The organism is Candidatus Rhabdochlamydia oedothoracis (assembly GCF_019453995.1).
In the GTDB taxonomy this organism is placed as follows: domain Bacteria; phylum Chlamydiota; class Chlamydiia; order Chlamydiales; family Rhabdochlamydiaceae; genus Rhabdochlamydia; species Rhabdochlamydia oedothoracis.
Map to the genome: position 1 here is coordinate 1,845,239 of NZ_CP075587.1, position 21,758 is coordinate 1,866,996.

The 21,758-nt window shown below is 35.4% G+C and carries 14 protein-coding genes and 4 pseudogenes; 13 read left to right on the plus strand and 5 right to left on the minus strand.

The window, feature by feature from the left end:
* Nucleotides 1-32: 32 nt before the first annotated feature.
* Both RHABOEDO_RS10220 and RHABOEDO_RS10225 read left to right on the plus strand, forming a co-directional pair.
* Entirely contained in the window at nt 33-1,595 is a 1,563-nt protein-coding gene (locus RHABOEDO_RS10220) for an Npt1/Npt2 family nucleotide transporter (RefSeq protein WP_215216628.1), read from the plus strand.
* 433 nt (nt 1,596-2,028) lie between these two features.
* Nucleotides 2,029-2,822, plus strand: a pseudogene (locus RHABOEDO_RS10225) (IS5 family transposase).
* A gap of 165 nt (nt 2,823-2,987) precedes the next feature.
* Here the strand turns inward: RHABOEDO_RS10225 and msrA are convergent.
* The gene (gene msrA / locus RHABOEDO_RS10230) at nt 2,988-3,491 is read right to left on the minus strand and encodes a peptide-methionine (S)-S-oxide reductase MsrA (protein ID WP_215217146.1); all 504 of its coding nucleotides are present in this window, start codon (nt 3,489-3,491) and stop codon (nt 2,988-2,990) included.
* A 7-nt stretch (nt 3,492-3,498) separates the two neighbouring features.
* The gene (locus tag RHABOEDO_RS10235) at nt 3,499-3,969 is read right to left on the minus strand and encodes a hypothetical protein (RefSeq protein WP_215217145.1); all 471 of its coding nucleotides are present in this window, start codon (nt 3,967-3,969) and stop codon (nt 3,499-3,501) included.
* Nucleotides 3,970-4,116: 147 nt separating this feature from the next.
* Here RHABOEDO_RS10235 and RHABOEDO_RS10240 point away from each other — a divergent pair, with 147 nt between their 5' ends.
* Both RHABOEDO_RS10240 and RHABOEDO_RS10245 read left to right on the plus strand, forming a co-directional pair.
* On the plus strand, nt 4,117-4,734 hold the full coding sequence (locus tag RHABOEDO_RS10240; RefSeq protein ID WP_220017611.1) for a DedA family protein: 618 nt from the start codon (nt 4,117-4,119) through the stop codon (nt 4,732-4,734).
* Between the two features lie 36 nt (nt 4,735-4,770).
* Nucleotides 4,771-5,286 (plus strand): CDP-alcohol phosphatidyltransferase family protein, encoded by a 516-nt coding sequence (locus RHABOEDO_RS10245; RefSeq protein ID WP_215217143.1) that lies wholly within the window; start codon nt 4,771-4,773, stop codon nt 5,284-5,286.
* Between the two features lies 1 nt (nt 5,287).
* Here RHABOEDO_RS10245 and RHABOEDO_RS10250 read toward each other — a convergent pair whose 3' ends face one another.
* On the minus strand, nt 5,288-6,337 hold the full coding sequence (locus RHABOEDO_RS10250; protein WP_215217142.1) for a mechanosensitive ion channel family protein: 1,050 nt from the start codon (nt 6,335-6,337) through the stop codon (nt 5,288-5,290).
* Between the two features lie 239 nt (nt 6,338-6,576).
* Here RHABOEDO_RS10250 and RHABOEDO_RS10255 point away from each other — a divergent pair, with 239 nt between their 5' ends.
* The 5 genes and pseudogenes from RHABOEDO_RS10255 to RHABOEDO_RS10275 all read left to right on the plus strand — a co-directional run.
* Complete coding sequence (locus RHABOEDO_RS10255; RefSeq protein WP_215217141.1) at nt 6,577-7,623, plus strand: S49 family peptidase; 1,047 nt, start codon at nt 6,577-6,579, stop codon at nt 7,621-7,623.
* A 44-nt stretch (nt 7,624-7,667) separates the two neighbouring features.
* Nucleotides 7,668-10,313 (plus strand): DNA polymerase I, encoded by a 2,646-nt coding sequence (polA, locus tag RHABOEDO_RS10260; protein ID WP_215217140.1) that lies wholly within the window; start codon nt 7,668-7,670, stop codon nt 10,311-10,313.
* A gap of 2 nt (nt 10,314-10,315) precedes the next feature.
* Complete coding sequence (gene coaE / locus RHABOEDO_RS10265; protein WP_434062173.1) at nt 10,316-10,912, plus strand: dephospho-CoA kinase; 597 nt, start codon at nt 10,316-10,318, stop codon at nt 10,910-10,912.
* A 102-nt stretch (nt 10,913-11,014) separates the two neighbouring features.
* Nucleotides 11,015-12,289 (plus strand): transcription termination factor Rho, encoded by a 1,275-nt coding sequence (rho, locus tag RHABOEDO_RS10270; RefSeq protein ID WP_256439911.1) that lies wholly within the window; start codon nt 11,015-11,017, stop codon nt 12,287-12,289.
* A gap of 450 nt (nt 12,290-12,739) precedes the next feature.
* Nucleotides 12,740-12,923: pseudogene (locus RHABOEDO_RS10275) on the plus strand (IS30 family transposase); the annotation flags it as partial.
* Nucleotides 12,924-12,934: 11 nt separating this feature from the next.
* On the opposite strand, the pseudogene RHABOEDO_RS10280 reads toward RHABOEDO_RS10275, so the two are convergent.
* Nucleotides 12,935-13,726 (minus strand): annotated as a pseudogene (locus tag RHABOEDO_RS10280) (IS5 family transposase).
* Nucleotides 13,727-14,146: 420 nt separating this feature from the next.
* On the minus strand, nt 14,147-15,160 hold the full coding sequence (locus tag RHABOEDO_RS10285) for an IS30 family transposase (RefSeq protein WP_215216525.1): 1,014 nt from the start codon (nt 15,158-15,160) through the stop codon (nt 14,147-14,149).
* A 219-nt stretch (nt 15,161-15,379) separates the two neighbouring features.
* Here RHABOEDO_RS10285 and RHABOEDO_RS10290 point away from each other — a divergent pair, with 219 nt between their 5' ends.
* From RHABOEDO_RS10290 to RHABOEDO_RS10305, 4 genes and pseudogenes are all read left to right on the plus strand, one after another.
* Nucleotides 15,380-16,981: a peptide ABC transporter substrate-binding protein gene (locus RHABOEDO_RS10290; RefSeq protein WP_215217620.1), complete on the plus strand. Its 1,602-nt coding sequence runs from the start codon at nt 15,380-15,382 to the stop codon at nt 16,979-16,981.
* Between the two features lie 2 nt (nt 16,982-16,983).
* Nucleotides 16,984-19,134, plus strand: a complete 2,151-nt coding sequence (locus RHABOEDO_RS10295; protein ID WP_220017612.1) for a hypothetical protein — start codon at nt 16,984-16,986, stop codon at nt 19,132-19,134.
* A 318-nt stretch (nt 19,135-19,452) separates the two neighbouring features.
* Nucleotides 19,453-20,466: an IS30 family transposase gene (locus tag RHABOEDO_RS10300; RefSeq protein ID WP_215216525.1), complete on the plus strand. Its 1,014-nt coding sequence runs from the start codon at nt 19,453-19,455 to the stop codon at nt 20,464-20,466.
* 268 nt (nt 20,467-20,734) lie between these two features.
* Nucleotides 20,735-21,504 (plus strand): annotated as a pseudogene (locus tag RHABOEDO_RS10305) (IS5 family transposase).
* Nucleotides 21,505-21,758: the final 254 nt, after the last annotated feature.

The window sequence follows — 21,758 nt, forward strand, 5'->3', positions numbered from 1 at the left end:
GTTATAATTTAAGGCAACTTCAAGGCAGGAATATGTTTGCGGCAGCAAAATTTAGCAAGTTACGCGCTTGTATATGGCCAATCTACCGCCATGAGCTGCTCAAGTTTGTGCCTCTTTTGTGTTTATTCTTTCTTATTGGATTCAATTACAGTCTCTTAAGAGCAACAAAAGACGCTCTTGTCATAACAGCCCCTTCCTCTGGTGCTGAAGCCCTCCCTTTTATTAAGGTCTGGGCCATTGTTCCCATGGCCTTTCTATTTACCTTCTTATTTACTAGAGTATCGAATCGTCTCTCTAGAGAAAAAACCTTCTATGCTATGATGAGCATCTTTATCGGGTTTTTTACGATATTTCTCTTCTTTCTATATCCTTTCCAAGACACACTGCATCCACACCATTTAGGCGATCGCATACAACAATCCCTACCTATGGGCTTTCAAGGCTTTATCGCTTTATTTCGCAATTGGACATTCACCTTATTCTACGTCATGTCAGAGATGTGGAGCACAATTATTATGACGGTCTTGCTCTGGGGATTTGCTAATGACGTGACCTCTGTTGATGATGCTAAACGCTATTATGGTCTACTTGGAATTGGAATTAATATATCGGGAATCGTTGCTGGTCAAGTCGCTACCTCGATGTCTCGCTTAAATTATCACCCCTTCCTGCCTTTTGGTAATAACGCTTGGGACCAAGCAGTCTTTTTTCTTACCTCTTTAGTAATTATAAACGGGATTTTATGCATGTTGATTTTCCGCTATATGCATAAAAAGAAACAAGGCTATAACTCAGAAAGTTACTTTGCTCAGAATGGAAATGAAAAAATTAAAATGGGTATGCGTAAAAATTTTGGCTACCTAGCTAAGTCTCCCTATCTTATCTGTATTGCTGTCATTGTGATAACCTATAATATCGCGATTAACTTAATTGAAGTGGTATGGAAGGATCAAGTGAAACAACTCTATCCCAACCCTGCTGACTTTAATGCCTATATGGGGCAAATCCTTAAGTGGATCGGCATTGTTGCTACGGTAACCAGCATCTTTATTTCCAGCGTGATCATTAGGCGGTTCAGTTGGACTTTTAGTGCTTTAGCTTCTCCTTTTATTCTTTTATTTACCGGAGTCGCTTTCTTTGCCTGCTTTTTCTTTAAAGATGTAGGTTTTGCTTCTATCTCTGCTTTCTTAGGAATTACCCCTCTGGCGCTTTGTGTCTTTTTTGGTTCCCTGCAAAACTGTTTAGCTAGAGCTTCTAAGTACACCTTATTCGATGTCACCAAAGAAATGGCCTTTACCCCTTTAAGCAAAGAATGTAAACAAAAAGGGAAAGCAGCTATTGATGGTGTGGGTTCTCGTCTTGGAAAATCAGGAGGCGCCCTCATCCATCAAACCCTTCTTATGTTCTTCGGAACCGTTGCTCTCAGCACCCCTTATGTTGCTATCATTCTCTTAGGAGTAATCAGCGCCTGGATGGTCTCCGTTCGTTCTTTAGGCCACCAATTTGATAACCTCATTGCCCATCAAGAGACATTAAAAGATCCCTATGAGGAACTATCTACAGAACCTGTGCTTGCTGAATCTAGCAATACTTAACAAGCGTCTTTTCTATTAGAATATTTGAACAATATCTTTTATTTAGTTATTCTTATAAGGGATTGGTCTTGTCCGTTTTTATGATGAATCACTCTTGCAGGTTGTTAGAGAGGTTATTAGCAACATTAACGCAATTCGAAAGAAAGTCATTTGCTTGTTTGGAGAAACGATAATTCAAATCTATGGGCTAATTCCAAAAAAATGCCCTAGGGCTGGGAATGTAGGTTATATTCCCCTTATGTGCAATTAGAGAACTCAAATCTCTTAGATGTTTAGTTCCAAAGTGTGATGGAGTGGGTTAGTTCTAAAACTTTTTGGTTTTTTTTGCCAACTTTTGATAATATGTTCAAATGGTGTCAATCCCTTTAGAGCCTGTTTAAAATCTTCTCATTAAGGTATAATGATAGTTTTCATAAAACCTTTGGAGGTAGTTATGACCCGCTCTTATCCAAGCGATATTTCTCGTAAACAATTTAGCAAAATCCATCTAATACTTGAGTCTACACGCAAAAAAACACGTCCACGAAGAGTTGATCTATATGATATTTTTTGTGGAATTTTGTACATTTTAACAAGTGGTTGCCAGTGGCGTATGTTACCCATAGAATATCCTAAATGGGAATTATGTGATTATTATTTCCCTCTTTGGAATAAAAAAGATGATAAAAATTCTAAGAGTATTCTTGAAATAGTTTTAAAAAAAATTAGTTGGCGAGGTCAGAAAAAGCAGTGGTCGGAAAGAGAAAACAAGCTTTGTAATTATTGATGCTCAAAGTGTTAAAAATACTGATACAGCGGAGAAGATAAGGATATGATGCAGGGAAAAAAATATCAGGAATAAAAAGACATATAGCAGTCGATACCCAAGGGCTTCCTCATGCGATTCACATTACCACCGCTAATATCACTGACAGAAATGGGTGTATAGAAGCATTTTCACTACATAAAAACCATTTGTTCGTTGTAAAAAGTGTTTTAGCAGATGGAGGATATTCTGGAGAAAGATTTGCAAAGAGTGTGCAGGAAATATTAGGATGTATATTAGAAATAGCCAAAAGAAATGCACTTCACACTTTTACAGTTATCCCCAAAAGATGGGTTGTAGAGCGTTCTTTTGCGTGGATAGAAAAATGTCGCAGGCTATGGAAAAATTGCGAAAGAAAACTACATACAAGCCTGAATATGGTGGCTCTTGCTTTTATTGCTCTACTTTTGAAAAGATTTTAAACAGGCTCTAAGATGTCTGATAAGGAAAGTTTAGAACTAGTTATTTTCTAGAAAACCCAAAACTGAGGTTCATAGGGACAGGACATAAAGGCATAATTGTATCAATGGTAGAAAGAACTTCCAAGCTAACCTATGAAGGTTGAAAGGTCCATCTATTATAATGTTTTATTCTTTCCACAAATCTTTTAATCTCTGTTTTCTACCTGAATAGAAAGAATAGGATTCATATCTTGCAGGATCTTTTTTATAAAACTGTTGGTGATATAGCTCTGCCGGATAAAAGGTTTGCATTGGCAAAATTTGTACTAAGCAGGATAAGGGTAGCTCGTTTTTAGAGCACTCTGCTAACTCTTTTTGTTGTGCGTTGTGATAAAAAATCGTTGGTCGATATTGCGAACCAATATCACAAAATTGGCCATCGGATCTTGTAGGATCAATATGATGCCAATAAAAATCTAGAAGTTTTTCATAACTAATCTGCCTTGGATCATAGAGTATTTGAACAGCTTCTACATGTCCTGTTTTTTCTGAGCAAACCTCTTTATAGCTGGGATTTTTTATATCCCCTCCTGTATAACCAACCTGTGTTTGTAAAACACCTGACAAATGATCAAAATCATGTTGTATACACCAAAAACACCCTCCTGCAAACGTCGCTAATTCTTCCATAGTTCTCTTATAATAAAATAAATTTTTGGTAAATTTTCTCTGCAAAAGCGTAGCCTATTAAAAAAAAAGCCCCTCCCAAAAAACCCCAAAAATAGAGAGCAGAATGTTTTATCTGTAAAAGATAAGTCATGCTTAAACCAAGAACAAAAAAGATAAGATCTAAAAAAAAATACAGTGAAGAAGCGTGCGGAATGAGTGTTCCCATACAAGCACAGGGAAGTTTAATGCTATACCAAAAAATAGAATACCCAGCGAATGAAGCAAACATCACAGCTGTAATCACCCACATGGGCCAATGATTTCTGTAGATAAAAAGAGCTATGATAAAACATATTTCAAAAAAACTAACCCAATGCTCTAACTTTTTGATTTTTTCAGAGGGGTAAAAAACCTTTCCATAAATGGCCAATAATAAAAAACAAGAAATGAGAATAGTAGCGCTTAAAGCAATAAGGTTTTTATTTTTTTTAAAAAGCATACTCCCCTCTTTTAAAGTATATTCCTTACTAGGATATAATAAAAAGTTTTTTTATACAAGCTTAGCTCCGAGTTTTTAATGGATATTTTGTTTGAACAAATATCCAATTAATGGAAAGTGTGATATAAGGGAAAGCATATGGAATGTTTGTTGGAACTGATTACGCGCCATGCCCATAACGCACATTGGTATGTATTTGGAGGGATTATTTTAGCTGGTTTTAATATACCGTTAAGCACAGACCTGTTGATTTTGCTCAGTGCTTTTATCGCTGCTACTATTCTACCAGAACACACCTGGCATTTATTGATAAGTGTTATCCTTGGCTGTTACTTTTCCGCTTGGTGTGCTTATTGGATGGGCCGTCTTTTTGGCTTACAGCTGTCTCGTTTTAAGTGGTTTCAATCGATCTTTCATGTAAACCGGATGAAAAAAATCAAAAATTTTTATGAAAGATATGGATTTTTAACCCTTCTTATTGGACGCTTTATCCCCTTTGGAGTACGTAACTGCATTTTTATGTCTTCTGGAATGAGTCGATTTAATTTTCTTCGATTTATCTTTATGGACGCTTTTGCATGTCTTATTTGGAGCGGGGTCTACTTTTATTTATTTTACAGCTTTAGTCAATTTTATAAGGTCATATGGCAACACTTTAAAACCGCCAATATTTTTGTATTGATAGTTTTCGGTGTGACGGTAATTGCAGGAATTTGGTATAAGCAATGGAAAAGGGTCCAAAAGGCAAATCCTTCTATAAACTAGAACTAGCTTTTAAATCAAAATGAGTCAAAAACTAATATGATTGGTTTATCAAATAGCTTATCACTTTTGCGCGCTCCTTTAGCATTTTTATTTCTGTATGAAAGTATTCCTGTACGTATCACTGCTATTATTCTAGCCATGATAACCGATATCGTAGACGGTTACTTAGCACGCAAGCGTCGAGCTGTTACAAGGCTTGGAGCTATTTTAGATCCTGCCATGGATAAATTCTTTGTATTTTTTATTTTATCTATTTTGCTAATGGAAAAAAGATTGCCTATCTGGCAAGCTTGTGCAATTGTTTCACGTGATTTTTTCTTGTGTTTATTTGGGATCTATTTAAGTTTTCGATCAGCCTGGTCGGGATACCGTTTTGAATCGATTCGATGGGGCAAAGTATCTACAGCGTTGCAATTTTTTATTTTAATCGGGTTAGCTATGAGATATCGATTCTCTGCTTATTTATATTTGCTATTTATAACGCTTGGCCTTCTAGCTTTTATAGAGCTCTTTAAAAGACAACTATTAGTTGTTAAGCAAAATAAATCTTAAATCATTTTTCAATAACCATTATAGGGTTTGGCACCTGAATGCCCATTTGCTGAATTGTTTTATATAAAAGACACAGAATTTCTTGTTTTACTAGTAAATACTGTTCGTATCTTGTCTGTTTGGTATAGATTTCTACAAATAACTCTAATGAATACATTCCAAAAGAAGAGAAAATCACATTAATCGGTAAATAAGCATCTACCGATAGATGCTTTTCAAATACTTCTTTTAAGGTTTGTGTCAACTCTCCTAACTTCGCAAAATCCTCTTTTCTAATACCCACCGTAATTTGAATACGTCGATGACTCATTCTCGATATATTAATGACATGGATCGTAGAAAAAATGGCATTAGGTAAATAGGCCAAGCGTTTATCTCTATCTCTTATTACAGTTAAATACCAACCTAGTTCCTCTACAATCCCCTCTAAACCTCCACGATCAGGTAAGGAAATGGAATCGCCTAACACAAAAGGACGATTGATCCAAAGCATCATGCCTCCAAAAAAATTGGCAATAACCTCTTTAGCTGCAAATCCCAAAGCTGCTGCACCTACACCTCCAAAGGCAATTAGAGGAACTATATCTAATCCCCAAATTTGTAAAATGATCAACGAAAATATACAAATAACAACAATGGAAATTAATCGACCTATCATGAAAACATGTGGCATATCGATTTTTTTTTTGGTCTGCTTAAAGTAAATAAAATCTTTCTCTATTTCTTTTTTCCAACGCAAAAACACCCAAACTAAGGTAAAAATAACGATTGTTTTAAAAAAAGAATGACTATATTCGTAGATAAGAGGGAGTCGAAAATGAACTGCAACAAGAGAAGTGATCAAACAAATAGCACAAATCCATAGAAAAAGAAAACTGGGTAAATAAAAAATAGTATCGATCCTGCCTTTCCAACAATCTAAAGGAAAACGTCTTGCTATCTTCCTAAGGATTTTCTTGAGAAAAAAACTGATAAAAATTAGCAGCCCAAGATAAAATACAATTTTTAACCACCAAAACCGTTGCAAATCTGTAAAAGAAAAACTGATCATGTCTATTGCTCTATAAAAAAGTAAATCCTAGTATATAGTGGTTCCGATTCAATCGGATAGAAAAATACAGGATTAACGACAAGTTTCAAGTCGTTGACTTGAACCCCATTAAGCTAGCCGTTTGAATTGGCACTACTATATACTCTATGCGATTTTCTTAGACAAGGTAAAAAGCTGGATCAAAAAACTATACTTCTCTAAGATTCAAGAACCCATAATATCTATTGGAGATAAGAAATATGCACTACCCTAGAGAATCGATTATAACTTCTACTATTCGTTCTTTTTTTCGTTCTTTTGCTGTTTTTATCGGTTTTTTTACAGCCCTTATGCTTATCTTATTTGGTTTAATCAGTCTTTCTTCTCCCTATATACAACCAGAAAAAAGTACGCTTTTGCTCAGCCCAGATGCCAAGGGTCAAAGACAACTAATAGGCCCTACTTCCGATGTCATATTGAAGTTGGATATCTCTGGAATAATAGGCATAAAAAATCTTACCACAGAAAAAATCACTTCTTTATTAATCGATGCCCAAGAAGGTGTATTGAAAAACGATCGAGTAAAGGCGGTTGTGCTTTACATAAATACACCAGGAGGAACTGTAACGGATTCCGATGGGATTTATCGCGCTATAATGAACTTTAAAACAAAGCATAAATTATCTGTTTATGCGTATGTAGATGGCATGTGTGCATCAGGTGGTATGTATATTGCCTGTGCTGCAGATAAAGTGTTTGCCTCTTCTAATAGTGTTATAGGGTCTGTCGGAGTGCGTTTTGGTCCGGCTTTTAATTTCTCTACTTTGATGCAATGCTACGGAGTAGAGGCTTTGACAATCACACAAGGTAAAGATAAGGATGCGTTAAATCCTTTTAGACCTTGGAAAGAAGATGAAGACCTCTCCTATCGCAACTTAACCTCCGCCATGTATCAGCAATTTGTAAATCTTGTTACATCAGCACGTCCTGCTTTGAACAAACAAAAACTCATTTCCGATTATGGTGCTCATGTATTTATATCTGAAGAAGCGTTGGAGTATGGTTACATAGATGTAGCAAATAGCAGCTATAATGAAACGCTAGAAGCACTTGCCAGCCGAGCAAACTTAGAATCGTATCAAGTGATGACTATCCAACTCGCTCATAATTTTCTATCAGAATTATCCCAGGCTAGATGTTCTTTCATAGAAAAAATGAGTCATTTATTTTCCCCTAGACCTCATTCTCTTCATCCAGAATTAGAAGGTAAGTTTCTTTATCTTTATCAACCAGGACAACTTCTCTAACCCTGCTTTTTCCTCCCTAAAAGTAGGGAGGGTTTTTTATATTCATGAATAAAATTTATATTGTCGACGCAGTTAATCTTTTGTTTCGAGCCTATTACGCCATTTCTCCTATGACCAATTTAAAAGGAGAATCCACTCATGCGTTATATGGGTTTATTCGCTCTCTCTATAAATTAATCAAAGATTTTTCCCCTGAATATGTAATCTGTGTCTTTGATGGTCCAGATAATAAAAAATCACGAACCAAGATCTACAGCGAATATAAAAGCCATCGTACTTCTATGCCGCTAGATTTGGTAGAGCAATTACAAAGGTCTCTATACTTTTGTGAAATCGCAGGGATCCCTTTCCTGTCAATAGAGGGAATAGAAGCGGATGATACAATGGGAAGTATTGCAAAATGGGCTGAAAAAGAAGGCTCTGAAGTATTCATTTGTTCCAGTGACAAAGATTTGTGCCAACTTATTTCAGATAAAATCCATATCATTCACCTACACAAAGATAACCTACTAATCGATGAACAAAAAGTAAAAGATCAATATGGAGTTGAACCATCAAAAATCGTTGATTTTCTGGCTATAACAGGGGATTCCTCCGATAATATTCCTGGATTAGAGGGTTTTGGACCAAAAACAGCATCCTTGTTGCTCAATCAATATGGTTCTCTAGAAGGAATTTTAGCAAACGTTAGCAAGATCAAAGGGAAAAAAGGAGAAATCCTGCTTAAACAAGAAGAAATCGCTTTGATGAGCAAACAACTCGCAAGAATTGATATACATATTGAAACCCCCACGCAACCATCTTTTTTTCAACTTAAGAACCCCGATACTGCAAAAATTAAGCAATTTTTTCAAGAGATGGATTTTCTTTCTTTATTAAAAGAGCTTCCTCTTAATACAGAGGCATCCCAGGAAAACTATTCCCTAGTCAATGATGTAGAATCCTTAGAACAGCTTCTTAAAAAATTAGAACGAGAAACAAAGATCTGCATAGATACAGAAGCAACTCATTTACATCCTATGTTAGCCCAACTGGTAGGGATTGGATTTGCTGTTCAAGCAGGACATGCTTGGTACGTCCCTTTAAATGGATTTTTAAGTAAAGAAGTTGTCATTAAAAAAATCAAACCCCTTTTAGAAAAAAAAGAAATTGGTTTTATAGGCCATAATATTAAATATGATCTGCATGTATTAAAAAACGAGACTATTTCTCTGCAATCGATTCACTTTGATACCATTCTAGCCTCTTATTTGTTACATCCTAATACACAGAGACATAGTCTCGATGAACTATCTCTAAAACGATTAGGCAGAGAAAAAATATCTATTGAGAGCTTAATAGGTAAGGGGAAAAAACAAACATCTATGTTAGACGTCTCTCTTGATCTGATAAAGGATTATTGTTGTGAAGATGTAGATTGCACTCTGCAATTAAAAGAACAATTGGAGCCAAAACTACAAGAACAAGGCTTATTTACTTTATTTACAGAAGTAGAGATTCCTTTAATTTTTGTTCTTGCAGAAATGGAACGCAATGGTATTTATATAAATGTAAACACTTTAGAAAAGACATCTCTTGCTCTGTCTTCTAAAATTTTACATCTTGAGCAACAAATTTATGAACTATCAGGTCAGAAATTCAATGTAAATTCACCTAAACAATTAAGCTCTGTTCTATTTGAAAAACTACAAATCAAACCTCCTAAGAAGACAACAACTGGTTACTCTACATCTATAGATGTGCTAGATACACTTAAAAAAGAATATCCCATCGTTAAAAAAATTATAGAATACCGAACTCTTGAAAAACTGCGCTCTACTTATGCCGATTCATTACCTCTGCAAGTAAATCCTGTAACAAAACGGGTTCACTGCACATTCAATCAATCTACAGCAGCAACAGGGCGTCTATCTTGTCAAAATCCCAATTTACAAAATATTCCGGTTCGAACAGAAGAGGGGAAAAAGATCCGCCAAGCATTCGAGCCTCAAGAACTCGATTATAGTTTTTTATCCGCTGATTATTCACAAATCGAGCTAAGAATCTTAGCCCATCTCTCAGAAGACCCTGCTTTAATTCGAGCATTCAACAATCAAGAAGATATCCATAGCTATACCGCGTCCTTGGTCTTTGGAGTGCCTCTTTTGGAAGTAACTCCTACCATGCGCTATCAAGCAAAAGCGGTTAATTTTGGAATCTTATATGGGAAACAAGCTTTTAGCTTATCTCAAGATCTTAATATTTCCTACAAAGAGGCAGAAATCTTTATTGTAACGTATTTTCAGCGTTATCAAAAAGTAAAAGATTTTATTGAATTTTGTGAAGAAACCGCTCGAAAAACAGGTAAAGTTGTAACCATTACCGGTCGTCAGCGCCCTATTGCAGAGATTCATAATAAAAATCCCTCTATTCGAGCATTTGCAAAAAGATTAGCTATTAATACCCCTCTTCAAGGAAGTGCTGCGGATTTAATTAAAATAGCGATGATCCGAGTAGATAATTATTTAAAACAGTCTTCTAAAAAAGCTAAAATGCTTCTGCAAGTTCATGACGAGCTCTTATTTGAAGCTCCCGACCAAGACATTTTATTACTGGGAAAAGAAGTAAAACAGATTATGGAGAGTGTCATGTCTTTAAAAGTTCCTTTAGTAGTAGATATTGCTATTGGAAAAAATTGGAGTGAATGCTAAAATTGAAAAAGCTAGCTATAACTGGTGGGCTATCCTCTGGAAAAACAACTGTGTGCCATTTATTTAAAGACTTGGGTGCCTTTGTTGTAAGTGCTGATGAGATTGTCCATAATTTACTAGTACCGGACAGCATAATTGGTCAGAAGCTTGTCCAATTATTTGGTCCAAGCATTGCTGAAAATAATTATTTAAATAGAAAAAAAATTGCACAACAAGCTTTTATTGATATAAGGCTTTTAAAAGTCTTAGAAGCATTAATTCATCCTGTTGTGTATACTGAAATTGAAAAAGAATATCAACATGCTAGGCAGGCTGGTAAATACCCTTTATTTATAGCTGAGATTCCCTTACTTTATGAGCTATTTAAACAAGACGAATTTGATATTGTCATTACAGTTACAGCTGATCTATCCATATGCCAAAAGCGATTCATCAAACAAACACATCAAACAATAAGAGAATTTGAGCAACGCATGGCTCAACAAATCGATCCTGAAAGTAAAGCAAAAAAGTCTGACTATGTGATTAAAAACAATGGAAGTTTAGCCTACTTAAAAGACCAAGTGACCAAATTGTATTCCTTGCTAACCACTCAATAAAAATTTATGGGCAATTTAAACGAAGGAGCCTTAACTTCAATGACAAACGAAGACACCACTCAAGGGTTCCAGGACCCAGAACAAAATAATTCTTCCCTTTTCATGACCACTCCCGTCGAGTCGATTACGAAAATAGCAGATCTTCAAAGAATGAATATGGACCAACTTACCCTTTTTGCACGCAATATTGGTCTGAAAAATCTGGGTGCGCTCACAAAATCTCAGATGGTTTTCGAAATCGTAAAGTTTTTATCTGAAAAACCTCAAGAGGTTTTGGTAGGAGAAGGAGTTCTTGAAATTCTGCCAGATGGATTTGGCTTCTTACGTTCTCCTAATTATAACTATCTTCCTTCTGCTGAAGATATCTACGTTTCGCCAGCACAGATTCGTCGTTTTGATTTAAAGAAAGGAGATACGGTGTATGGAACCATCCGCTCTCCTAAAGAAAAGGAAAAATACTTTGCTCTGTTAAAAGTAGAAAAGATTAACAATAAACCCCCTGAAAAAGCAAGAGACCGTATTTTATTTGAAAACCTTACCCCTCTTTATCCCGATGCTCGCCTTGTGATGGAATGTGGTAAGGAAAAACTCAGCCCGCGAGTTCTTGATTTAACAGCTCCTTTTGGAAAAGGACAAAGAGGGCTTATTGTAGCCCCTCCTCGTACGGGGAAAACAATGATTTTACAGACCATTGCTAATTCTATTGCTGTCAATCATCCAGAAGTATTTCTCATGGTCTTATTAATTGATGAGCGCCCAGAAGAGGTCACTGATATGATCCGTAGCGTCAAAGGAGAGGTTATTTCCTCTACTTTTGATGAGCCTCCCGAAAGACACGTTCAAATAGCTGAAATGGTGATTGAAAAAGCAAGGCGTCTTGTTGAATATGGCCATGATGTACTGATTCTCTTAGATTCTTTAACCCGTCTAGCGCGTGCTTATAACACCGTTCAGCCTCATTCTGGTAAAATTTTAACAGGAGGAATCGATGCAAATGCTTTGCATAAACCGAAAAGATTCTTTGGCGCAGCAAGAAATATAGAAGAGGGTGGCTCTTTAACAATTATTGCAACTGCATTGATTGATACCGGATCTCGTATGGATGAGGTAATCTTTGAAGAATTCAAAGGAACTGGAAATATGGAGTTAGTTCTAGATCGACGCTTAGCGGATCGTCGAGTATGGCCAGCTATTGACCTGATTAAAAGCGGAACTCGTAAAGAAGAACTTTTATATCATCCAGAAGAGCTTGAAAAAATTTATGTTATGCGCCAAGCATTAGCAGATCTAGCTCCTTTAGATGCTATGAACTTGCTGCTTGGCCGTCTTAAGAAAACCGGTAGCAATGCTGAGTTTCTTCTCACCATGAAAGAATAATTTTCCTTTAAATTACACATCTTAATTCCTTATTAAGATGTGTTTGTTTTTTTGTGCTTCAACACTGTGATCTTTTAGGTTATAGAAAACCATATAAGGGGTGCCCCTTGAGAAACTGCAATACTGATATTCGCAGATTTCTCTTAGGTACTTTTCTTCTTTTTCAGAGGACGGTTCCTTTCTTCCTACAAACCTCAATGTTGAGTTTATCTCTTTGTTTTTCAAATAGATAAGATGAAATAGCAACATGAAACTTTTGGAAGTAAACCAATCACTAGCGATAGCACATGCTATGAAGGAACAGATCAGATTATAAGTTATGCCCAAATTCTTAGCTATCTCTAATCTAGTTTGTGCGCCTGATCCTAGTTCTCGTGCTTGAATATCATGAAATAGAAACAAAATGAATAGATTGCTAAGTCAACCTTATTGTACAATAATTGGTAACATATCAAAGATTTTGCACACACACTAACAGCAGACAACGGAAAAGAATTTGCCTATCACCAAATGTTTAGTTTCGAGCTAGAGACAGACTTCTACTTTGCAACGCCCTACCATTCTTGGGAAAGAGGCTTAAATGAGCATACAAACGGACTTAGTTAGGCAATATTTTCCTAAAACACAAAGCTTTTTAGAGCCTGTTTAAACTCTTTTCAAAAGTAGAGCAATAAAAGCAAGAACCACCTATTCAGGCTTGTATGTAGTTTTCTTTCGCAATTTTTCCATAGCCTGCGACATTTTTCTATCCACGCAAAAGAACGCTCTACAACCCATCTTTTGGGAATAACTGTAAAAGTATGAAGTGTATTTCTTTTGGCTATTTCTACTATACATCCTAATATCTCCTGCACACTCTTTGCAAATTTTTCTCCAGAATATCCTCCATCTGCTAAAACATTTTTTACACCGAACAAATGGTTTTTATGTAGTGAAAATGCTTCTATACATCCATTTCTGTCAGTGATATTAGCGGTGGTAATGTGAATCGCATGAGGAAGCCCTTGGGTATCGACTGCTATATGTCTTTTTATTCCTGATATTTTTTCCCTGCATCATATCCTTATCTTCTCCGCTGTATCAGTATTTTTAACACTTTGAGCATCAATAATTACAAAGCTTGTTTTCTCTTTCCGACCACTGCTTTTTCTGACCTCGCCAACCAATTTTTTTTAAAACTATTTCAAGAATACTCTTAGAATTTTTATCATCTTTTTTATTCCAAAGATGGAAATAATAATAACATAATTCCCATTTAGGATAATCTATGGGTAACATACGCCACTGGCAACCACTTGTTAAAATGTACAAAATTCCACAAAAAATATCATATAGATCAACTCTTCGTGGACGTGTTTTTTTGCGTGTAGACTCAAGTATTAGATGGATTTTGCTAAATTGTTTACGAGAAATATCGCTTGGATAAGAGCGGGTCATAACTACCTCCAAAGGTTTTATGAAAACTATCATTATACCTTAATGAAAAGATTTTAAACAGGCTCTTAGATACGACTTCCAAGGATATGGAAAGGGTGGAAACTTATACTAAATAACAGACCTAGAAAGGCTCTCAACTTCGAAACTCCACTAGAAGTGTTTAGGAGATTATCTACAAACATGCTATGCTCGGTTGCACAATAGATGTTTTTTCAAGTATTTATATGTTCTTTTTTGTGCACTTCGAGGTTGAAAGGGCCCTTCAAAGAACTCTATTCTAATTGTATAAATCTAAAAAAAGTTTCTTTTCTATAAATATTTCACTTAAAGATCTCCGGCTAGATTTCTAAAAACTTTCTTGGTTGGCCCTTTCAACCTTGAAGTGCACAAAAAAGAACATATAAATACTTGAAAAAACATCTATTGTGCACCCGAGCATAGCATGTTTGTAGATAATCTCGTAAACACTTCTAGTGGAGTTTCGAAGTTGAGAGCCTTTCTAGGTCTGTTATTTAGTAAAGTTTCCACCCTTTCTATATCCTTGGAAGTCGTATCTAAAAAGCTTTGTGTTTTAGGAAAATATTGCCTAACTAGTCCGTTTGTATGCTCATTTAAGCCTCTTTCCCAAGAATGGTAGGGCGTTGCAAAGTAGAAGTCTGTCTCTAGCTCGAAACTAACCATTTGGTGATAGGCAAATTCTTTTCCGTTGTCTGCTGTTAATGTGTGTACAAAATCTTTGATAGGTTTAAGTTGTTCAATTAACGCTTGACTTACTTCCTCTGCAGTTTTATGAGAAACTTTGGCGAGCTTAGTTAGCTTGGAAGTTCTTTCTACCATTGATACAATTACGCCTTTATGTCCTGCCCCTATGACTGTATCTAGTTCCCAGTCTCCTAAACGAGTCTTTTTTTCTACAATACAAGGCCGTTGCTTAATATCTATACGACCAGGCATGTTCCCTCTTCCAGAAGCTCCCTTTCTCTGCTTGTTATATTTTTTCCCTCGATGACGGAGCTCTCTATAAAGCTGTCCTCCCTGTCGTTTATCTTTCCAGATATGATTATAGATGGTCTCATGACTAACATGTTCTTTACCATGTCTTTTAAGCCATCCGGATATTTGTATAGGGCTCCATTGCAACTTGATTTTTTCTTCAATACGGGTAACTATTTGAGGAGTCATTTTTTTATTGGGCTGAGAATTTTTTCTAAGAAATGCTTTTTCTTGAGCTTGCTGATGACGGTATCCTCGTTGCCCTTTATTTCTCTTAAGTTCCCTACTAATAGTGCTATGATGAACTTTTAGAATGTTTGCTATTGAGCTAGATGTATCTCCTCTAGCTTTTAAAATATAAATCTGACATCTTTGGTCATAGGTTAGGTGATGGTAGCCTTTAGGCAAGGTCTCTCCTTGTGTTTGATTGTTAAAAATCACAATAGAGATTCTTTCATCGCCTGCCTATTCTTTTTTTAATTCTTCTGTGCACTTCAAACTTGAAAAGACTGTTTAAAAAAACTTAAGAAAATAAAATTAACTTTCCCATTTTGAAACCATCCTTAGTTAAAATTAAATTACATCTTTATGATTTACAAATAATCTTATAAAAGATTATGCTCGCCCTTTTTTTGATACGTCAATCTAAGGATATCTCCTATGAAAAAGATGATATTTTTTCTATTTCTTATTGTTTCTACTTTTTTTTTCATTAAACGTCAAAATCTAGAGCGACAAACTCAAAAACTTCATTTACATATGAAAGCAGAGCCAAAAACAATGGATCCTCGTAAAGGAGGAGATTGGTATTCCTCGCAAATGCATTCTCTATTTTTTGAAGGACTTGTAAAACTCTATCCAGACCAATGCTTTAAACTAGCTCAAGCCGAATCGTACGAAGTATCAGAGGATTATCTCATCTATACTTTTCACTTAAGAGATACGGTTTGGTCTAATAACACTCCCGTTACGGCCTATGATTTTGAGCAGTCTTGGAAAGATATTTTAAATCCTAATTTTCCCTCCATGAATGCCCAATTATTTTATCCGATAAAAAACGCAGATTTAGCAAAAAAAGGACTTATTTCTCTTGATGAAGTAGGAATTAAAGCAGTAGATACAAAAACCCTTGTGATTACTTTAGAAAAGCCTACCCCTTATTTGATTAATTTGCTTTCTTTTTGTGTTTTTTCGCCTGTCAATATCAAAAATGATAGAGAAAATCCTAATTGGGCTCACTCTGCAGGCCCTAACTTTATATGCAATGGTCCTTTTGTATTAGAAAAATGGGAATATGGGGATGAAATTATTGCTACCTCTAATCCTCATTATAGAAAAACAGAAGATGTGCATTCAGAAAAAATTATCTTCCACATCGTTGAAAATGAAGCAACCACTTTACAAATGTTTGAAAAGGGTTTAGTGGACATCATTGGAGATTCTCTAACCTCTATTCCTTTAGAAGCCATTCCCGATCTAGAGAAAAAATGGAAAATTTCTAGAGAATCAACTCCTACTACTATGATCATTGCTTTCAATACTGATAAAGCTCCTTTTCACCATTCTAAAATCCGTAGAGCTTTTAGCTTAAGCCTTAATCGTCAAGAACTAGTAGATAATATCGTCTATCAAGCAAGTTCCATTGCAACAAATATGATTCCTCCTTTTTTAAAACAAAATCGCAACCGTTCTTTTTTTAAAGACAATGATGTAAGCCAAGCTAAGATCTTACTAGAAGAAGCAATGGAAGAACTAGGCATTACTAAAGATGCCTTTGATGGGGTTACCTTATATTATCAATCTCTCTCTTCTACAACAAGCAAAGTCATGCAAACCATCCAACAGCAGTGGTTAGATGCTTTAGGCATCTTTATTAAAATAGAATCTTTGGACTATAGAATTGTTGTGGATAGGCTAACAAGTGGAGATTATTTCATGTGTTATACTCTTTGGAGCGCGATGTATCACGATCCCATGAGTATTCTTGAGAGATTCAAATATAGAACCTATGCGAAAAATTTTACAAATTGGGAAAATGCAGAATACATTCAACTACTCGATCGTTCTTTTTATGAGCAAGGCAAAACACGCTTTCGCACTCTAGAACAAGCAGAGGAGCTTTTCTTAAAAGAAATGCCTCTCATCCCTCTATATCATATGGACTTTGTTTACATTGTAAATCCACGCTTGAATATACCGTTGTGGGGAGATCGATTATTACTGCCGATACCTTCTAAAGATAAAAAAAGTAGAAAGAAATGAATATGCTTATGTATCCAGATTCTGATTCTATGAAAAAACCTTGCAATTTGAGTGATTATATAAAAATTGTAATCGCTGCTGACGAAAAAGATATAGAAAACCTTGATCTCTTTTCAAAATTTATTAGTAAATCTTTGGAAAAGGTTTTACCCGATGAATTTATGAAAGATTTTCTAACAAATCCCTCTCAAGAAAAAATGCGTTCTATGGTTTTAGAACTTAGGAAAAAACAACCTCTTATCTCATGGGATGATCCTTATAAAGCTCCTTGCTCCATTAAAATGAGTCTAATCTGTGCTTCTGAATTTACCACAGGTATAGGAAGATATTTTTGCGATATTTTAAGTCAATGGTTAATCCCTGGAAAGCTTTTAAACATCTCTTGCTCTTGTGGAGCAAATATTGCTTTTCATTGCTCTCCTAAGCAATCCTTTTATTTTCATCAAATTTACATAGATATATTAGACAGCAATGATCTGATGCTTTTAAAAAGCAATATATCTAGCCTTCAAAAAGAGATTTATCTGAATATTTTAGCAGTGAGATATGCTCGTCGAGTGATTTCAATTAAAAACCTATCCGCTGAACAAAAACGTTTTATGATTAAAGAGAATATCGCCTCTTCTTTGAATCGCTCTACTAAAGAGCTCGATAGCAGTATGTTTAATTTGATGCATAGTTTGTTTTTGCAACTTAACGCTGAAAAAAAGATTTCTCGTATACAACCTAAATTTAATCCTTCTTTAAGACAGAAAGCAAAAATTTTTGATCGAGATATCTTTGAAGAGATTAGATATTATTCTTTTTTATTTGGCAGCCGATTTACCGCGGCAAGAGAAATCCGGCATCTCATTCGTTTAGTTTCCTTTCAGTATTTATTTAGGAAAAATTTACTCTATCAACTTGCTAAAAACCCTGAAAAAAGACACTTAATTTTAAAAATTTTCCGCGCTTATCTCTTCTCTAACTCTACTCAAGAGCATAAGCCTGTACTAGGTATTATTGGTGGTATTAATGTATTAAAAGAAAGCGAGCTATTTGAAGAGCGTCACATATTAGAAGCTATTCGCCATTGTTTACCTAATGTTTCCAAAGTAGAAAATTCTTTTGTTCTTGATCGTAGAACCCATGATCCTATTCGTCTTTTCTATCTAGAAATTGAGAAAAGAGACAACACTCCATTTAGGATGGATGAAATTAAAGAGTTACGTAAAAGTTTAAATCGAGAATTAAAAGAAAATATAGAAAGTATAATTCATCCTGTTTTAATGCCTCGTAATGAAGAAGAAATCATACGAAGCATTGTATTGCTCAGCCGCCAACTAAAATATATTAATGATCTACCTCAGGTCACTATCTCTTTTAATACCCAAACAAAACATCAGCTCATATTTACCGTTATTTTGCTAAGAGTTCTTAATGATTCTTCCCCAGATATTATCCAGTTATTCAGCAAAGCGAACACCTCCCTTAAAATTGAGCGGTTAGAGGTTAAATCTGCGGGATTAGTTAGAAAGAAATATCAAAAGGAAGCAAATATCTTCTATGTAGCTCTTAGTAAAACTCCATTCCTGCGTAGGTTTTCTATTGATCTGTTTAAAGCCCGTCAATTTCTTTCTTCTGAACTCAATCGTATTTTCAAAGGGGGCATTCGCGACTTCAATGGAGGTATTCTTTCTAAACAACAAGAGGTTTTCCACGAGCTTTGTAGCTCTTTTAAAGAGCTCTCTTCCCATGAAAATTTTTTACTAGAAAATTTCTTCTATTCACTTACTCCTCCTTTAAGCCAAACCTTAATTATGCCTTCTATACTAAAGATGCTTTTTAACATGATGCTTAAAGCAATTAACGCAGACTATACCCACACCCCTATTTTTTATAAAACTCAAACTAAAGATGAATTCTTTTTAATTATGGTTGCTTCCCCCTTTACAGTTATTAAAGAAAAAATAGGGCACCTCGTCAATAAACTCTGCATTCCTCCTTCCGATCTATGTCATACTCAAGTAAGCATCTACGATACTCATTGCATCGGTTATATTTACCGCAGAAATGATCAAACCTCTTATCAAAAGCTCTGTTCTAATTTTGATGAATTTCTACAACAAGATCTTAGCTGGTTACTTTCCCAAGAAAAATTAAATCTAAACTAAAGATTTTTTAGTTTAAGCTAAATTTGACTTGCATGGAAATAGGGCCCTTTCAACCTCGAAGTGCACAAAAAAGAACATATAAATACTTGAAAAAACATCTATTGTGCACCCGAGCATAGCATGTTTGTAGATAATAGATTTCTTGCATAACCCCTTATTTTAAAGCTTTCATTTATAGATTCCTAATCTTAACAAAAGCATTTCCAGCTATATCGCTCAAACAATCATATCTCCTGGATTAAAATACTAGTCTTTTCAAGTTTGAAGTGCACAGAAGAATTAAAAAAAGAATAGGCAGGCGATGAAAGAATCTCTATTGTGATTTTTAACAATCAAACACAAGGAGAGACCTTGCCTAAAGGCTACCATCACCTAACCTATGACCAAAGATGTCAGATTTATATTTTAAAAGCTAGAGGAGATACATCTAGCTCAATAGCAAACATTCTAAAAGTTCATCATAGCACTATTAGTAGGGAACTTAAGAGAAATAAAGGGCAACGAGGATACCGTCATCAGCAAGCTCAAGAAAAAGCATTTCTTAGAAAAAATTCTCAGCCCAATAAAAAAATGACTCCTCAAATAGTTACCCGTATTGAAGAAAAAATCAAGTTGCAATGGAGCCCTATACAAATATCCGGATGGCTTAAAAGACATGGTAAAGAACATGTTAGTCATGAGACCATCTATAATCATATCTGGAAAGATAAACGACAGGGAGGACAGCTTTATAGAGAGCTCCGTCATCGAGGGAAAAAATATAACAAGCAGAGAAAGGGAGCTTCTGGAAGAGGGAACATGCCTGGTCGTATAGATATTAAGCAACGGCCTTGTATTGTAGAAAAAAAGACTCGTTTAGGAGACTGGGAACTAGATACAGTCATAGGGGCAGGACATAAAGGCGTAATTGTATCAATGGTAGAAAGAACTTCCAAGCTAACTAAGCTCGCCAAAGTTTCTCATAAAACTGCAGAGGAAGTAAGTCAAGCGTTAATTGAACAACTTAAACCTATCAAAGATTTTGTACACACATTAACAGCAGACAACGGAAAAGAATTTGCCTATCACCAAATGGTTAGTTTCGAGCTAGAGACAGACTTCTACTTTGCAACGCCCTACCATTCTTGGGAAAGAGGCTTAAATGAGCATACAAACGGACTAGTTAGGCAATATTTTCCTAAAACACAAAGCTTTTTAGATACGACTTCCAAGGATATAGAAAGGGTGGAAACTTTACTAAATAACAGACCTAGAAAGGCTCTCAACTTCGAAACTCCACTAGAAGTGTTTACGAGATTATCTACAAACATGCTATGCTCGGGTGCACAATAGATGTTTTTTCAAGTATTTATATGTTCTTTTTTGTGCACTTCAAGGTTGAAAGGGCCACTTTAAAATTTTAGATTGCTTATTGGTTATGCAAGAGATCTAATCTCCTAAACACTTCTAGTGGAGTTTCGAAGTTGAGAGCCTTTCTAGGTCTGTTATTTAGTATAAGTTTCCACCCTTTCCATATCCTTGGAAGTCGTATCTAAGAGCCTGTTTAAAATCTTTTCATTAAGGTATAATGATAGTTTTCATAAAACCTTTGGAGGTAGTTATGACCCGCTCTTATCCAAGCGATATTTCTCGTAAACAATTTAACAAAATCCATCTAATACTTGAGTCTACACGCAAAAAAACACGTCCACGAAGAGTTGATCTATATGATATTTTTTGTGGAATTTTGTACATTTTAACAAGTGGTTGCCAGTGGCGTATGTTACCCATAGATTATCCTAAATGGGAATTATGTTATTATTATTTCCCTCTTTGGAATAAAAAAGATGATAAAAATTCTAAGAGTATTCTTGAAATAGTTTTAAAAAAAATTGGTTGGCGAGGTCAGAAAAAGCAGTGGTCGGAAAGAGAAAACAAGCTTTGTAATTATTGATGCTCAAAGTGTTAAAAATACTGATACAGCGGAGAAGATAAGGATATGATGCAGGGAAAAAAATATCAGGAATAAAAAGACATATAGCAGTCGATACCCAAGGGCTTCCTCATGCGATTCACATTACCACCGCTAATATCACTGACAGAAATGGGTGTATAGAAGCATTTTCACTACATAAAAACAATTTGTTCGGTGCAAAAAATGTTTTAGCAGATGGAGGATATTCTGGAGAGAAATTTGCAAAGAGCGTGCAGGAGATATAAAGAAATACACTTCATACTTTTACAGTTATTCCCAAAAGATGGGTTGTAGAGCGTTCTTTTGCGTGGATAGAAAAACGTCGCAGGCTATGGAAAAATTGCGAAAGAAAACTACATACAAGCCTGAATATGGTGGTTCTTGCTTTTATTGCTCTACTTTTGAAAAGATTTTAAACAGGCTCTTAGGAAAATATTACCTAACTAGTCCGTTGCAAAAATCTCAAATGAACAAATCACGTGTTTGTTTTCCCCTTCCTTTTTTGGAAAAATCTCTAATTTTTATCATGTCTTTGATCCTGTTAGCGATCTAGAAGTAATGCATTTCCTAAACCATTCTTCTTATGATCTTGCTACTTTCTAAACAGAATATTTGTTTGTCCTAATAAACTCATAAACGGTTTGGATCTAGAAAACTATTCAACTTACCC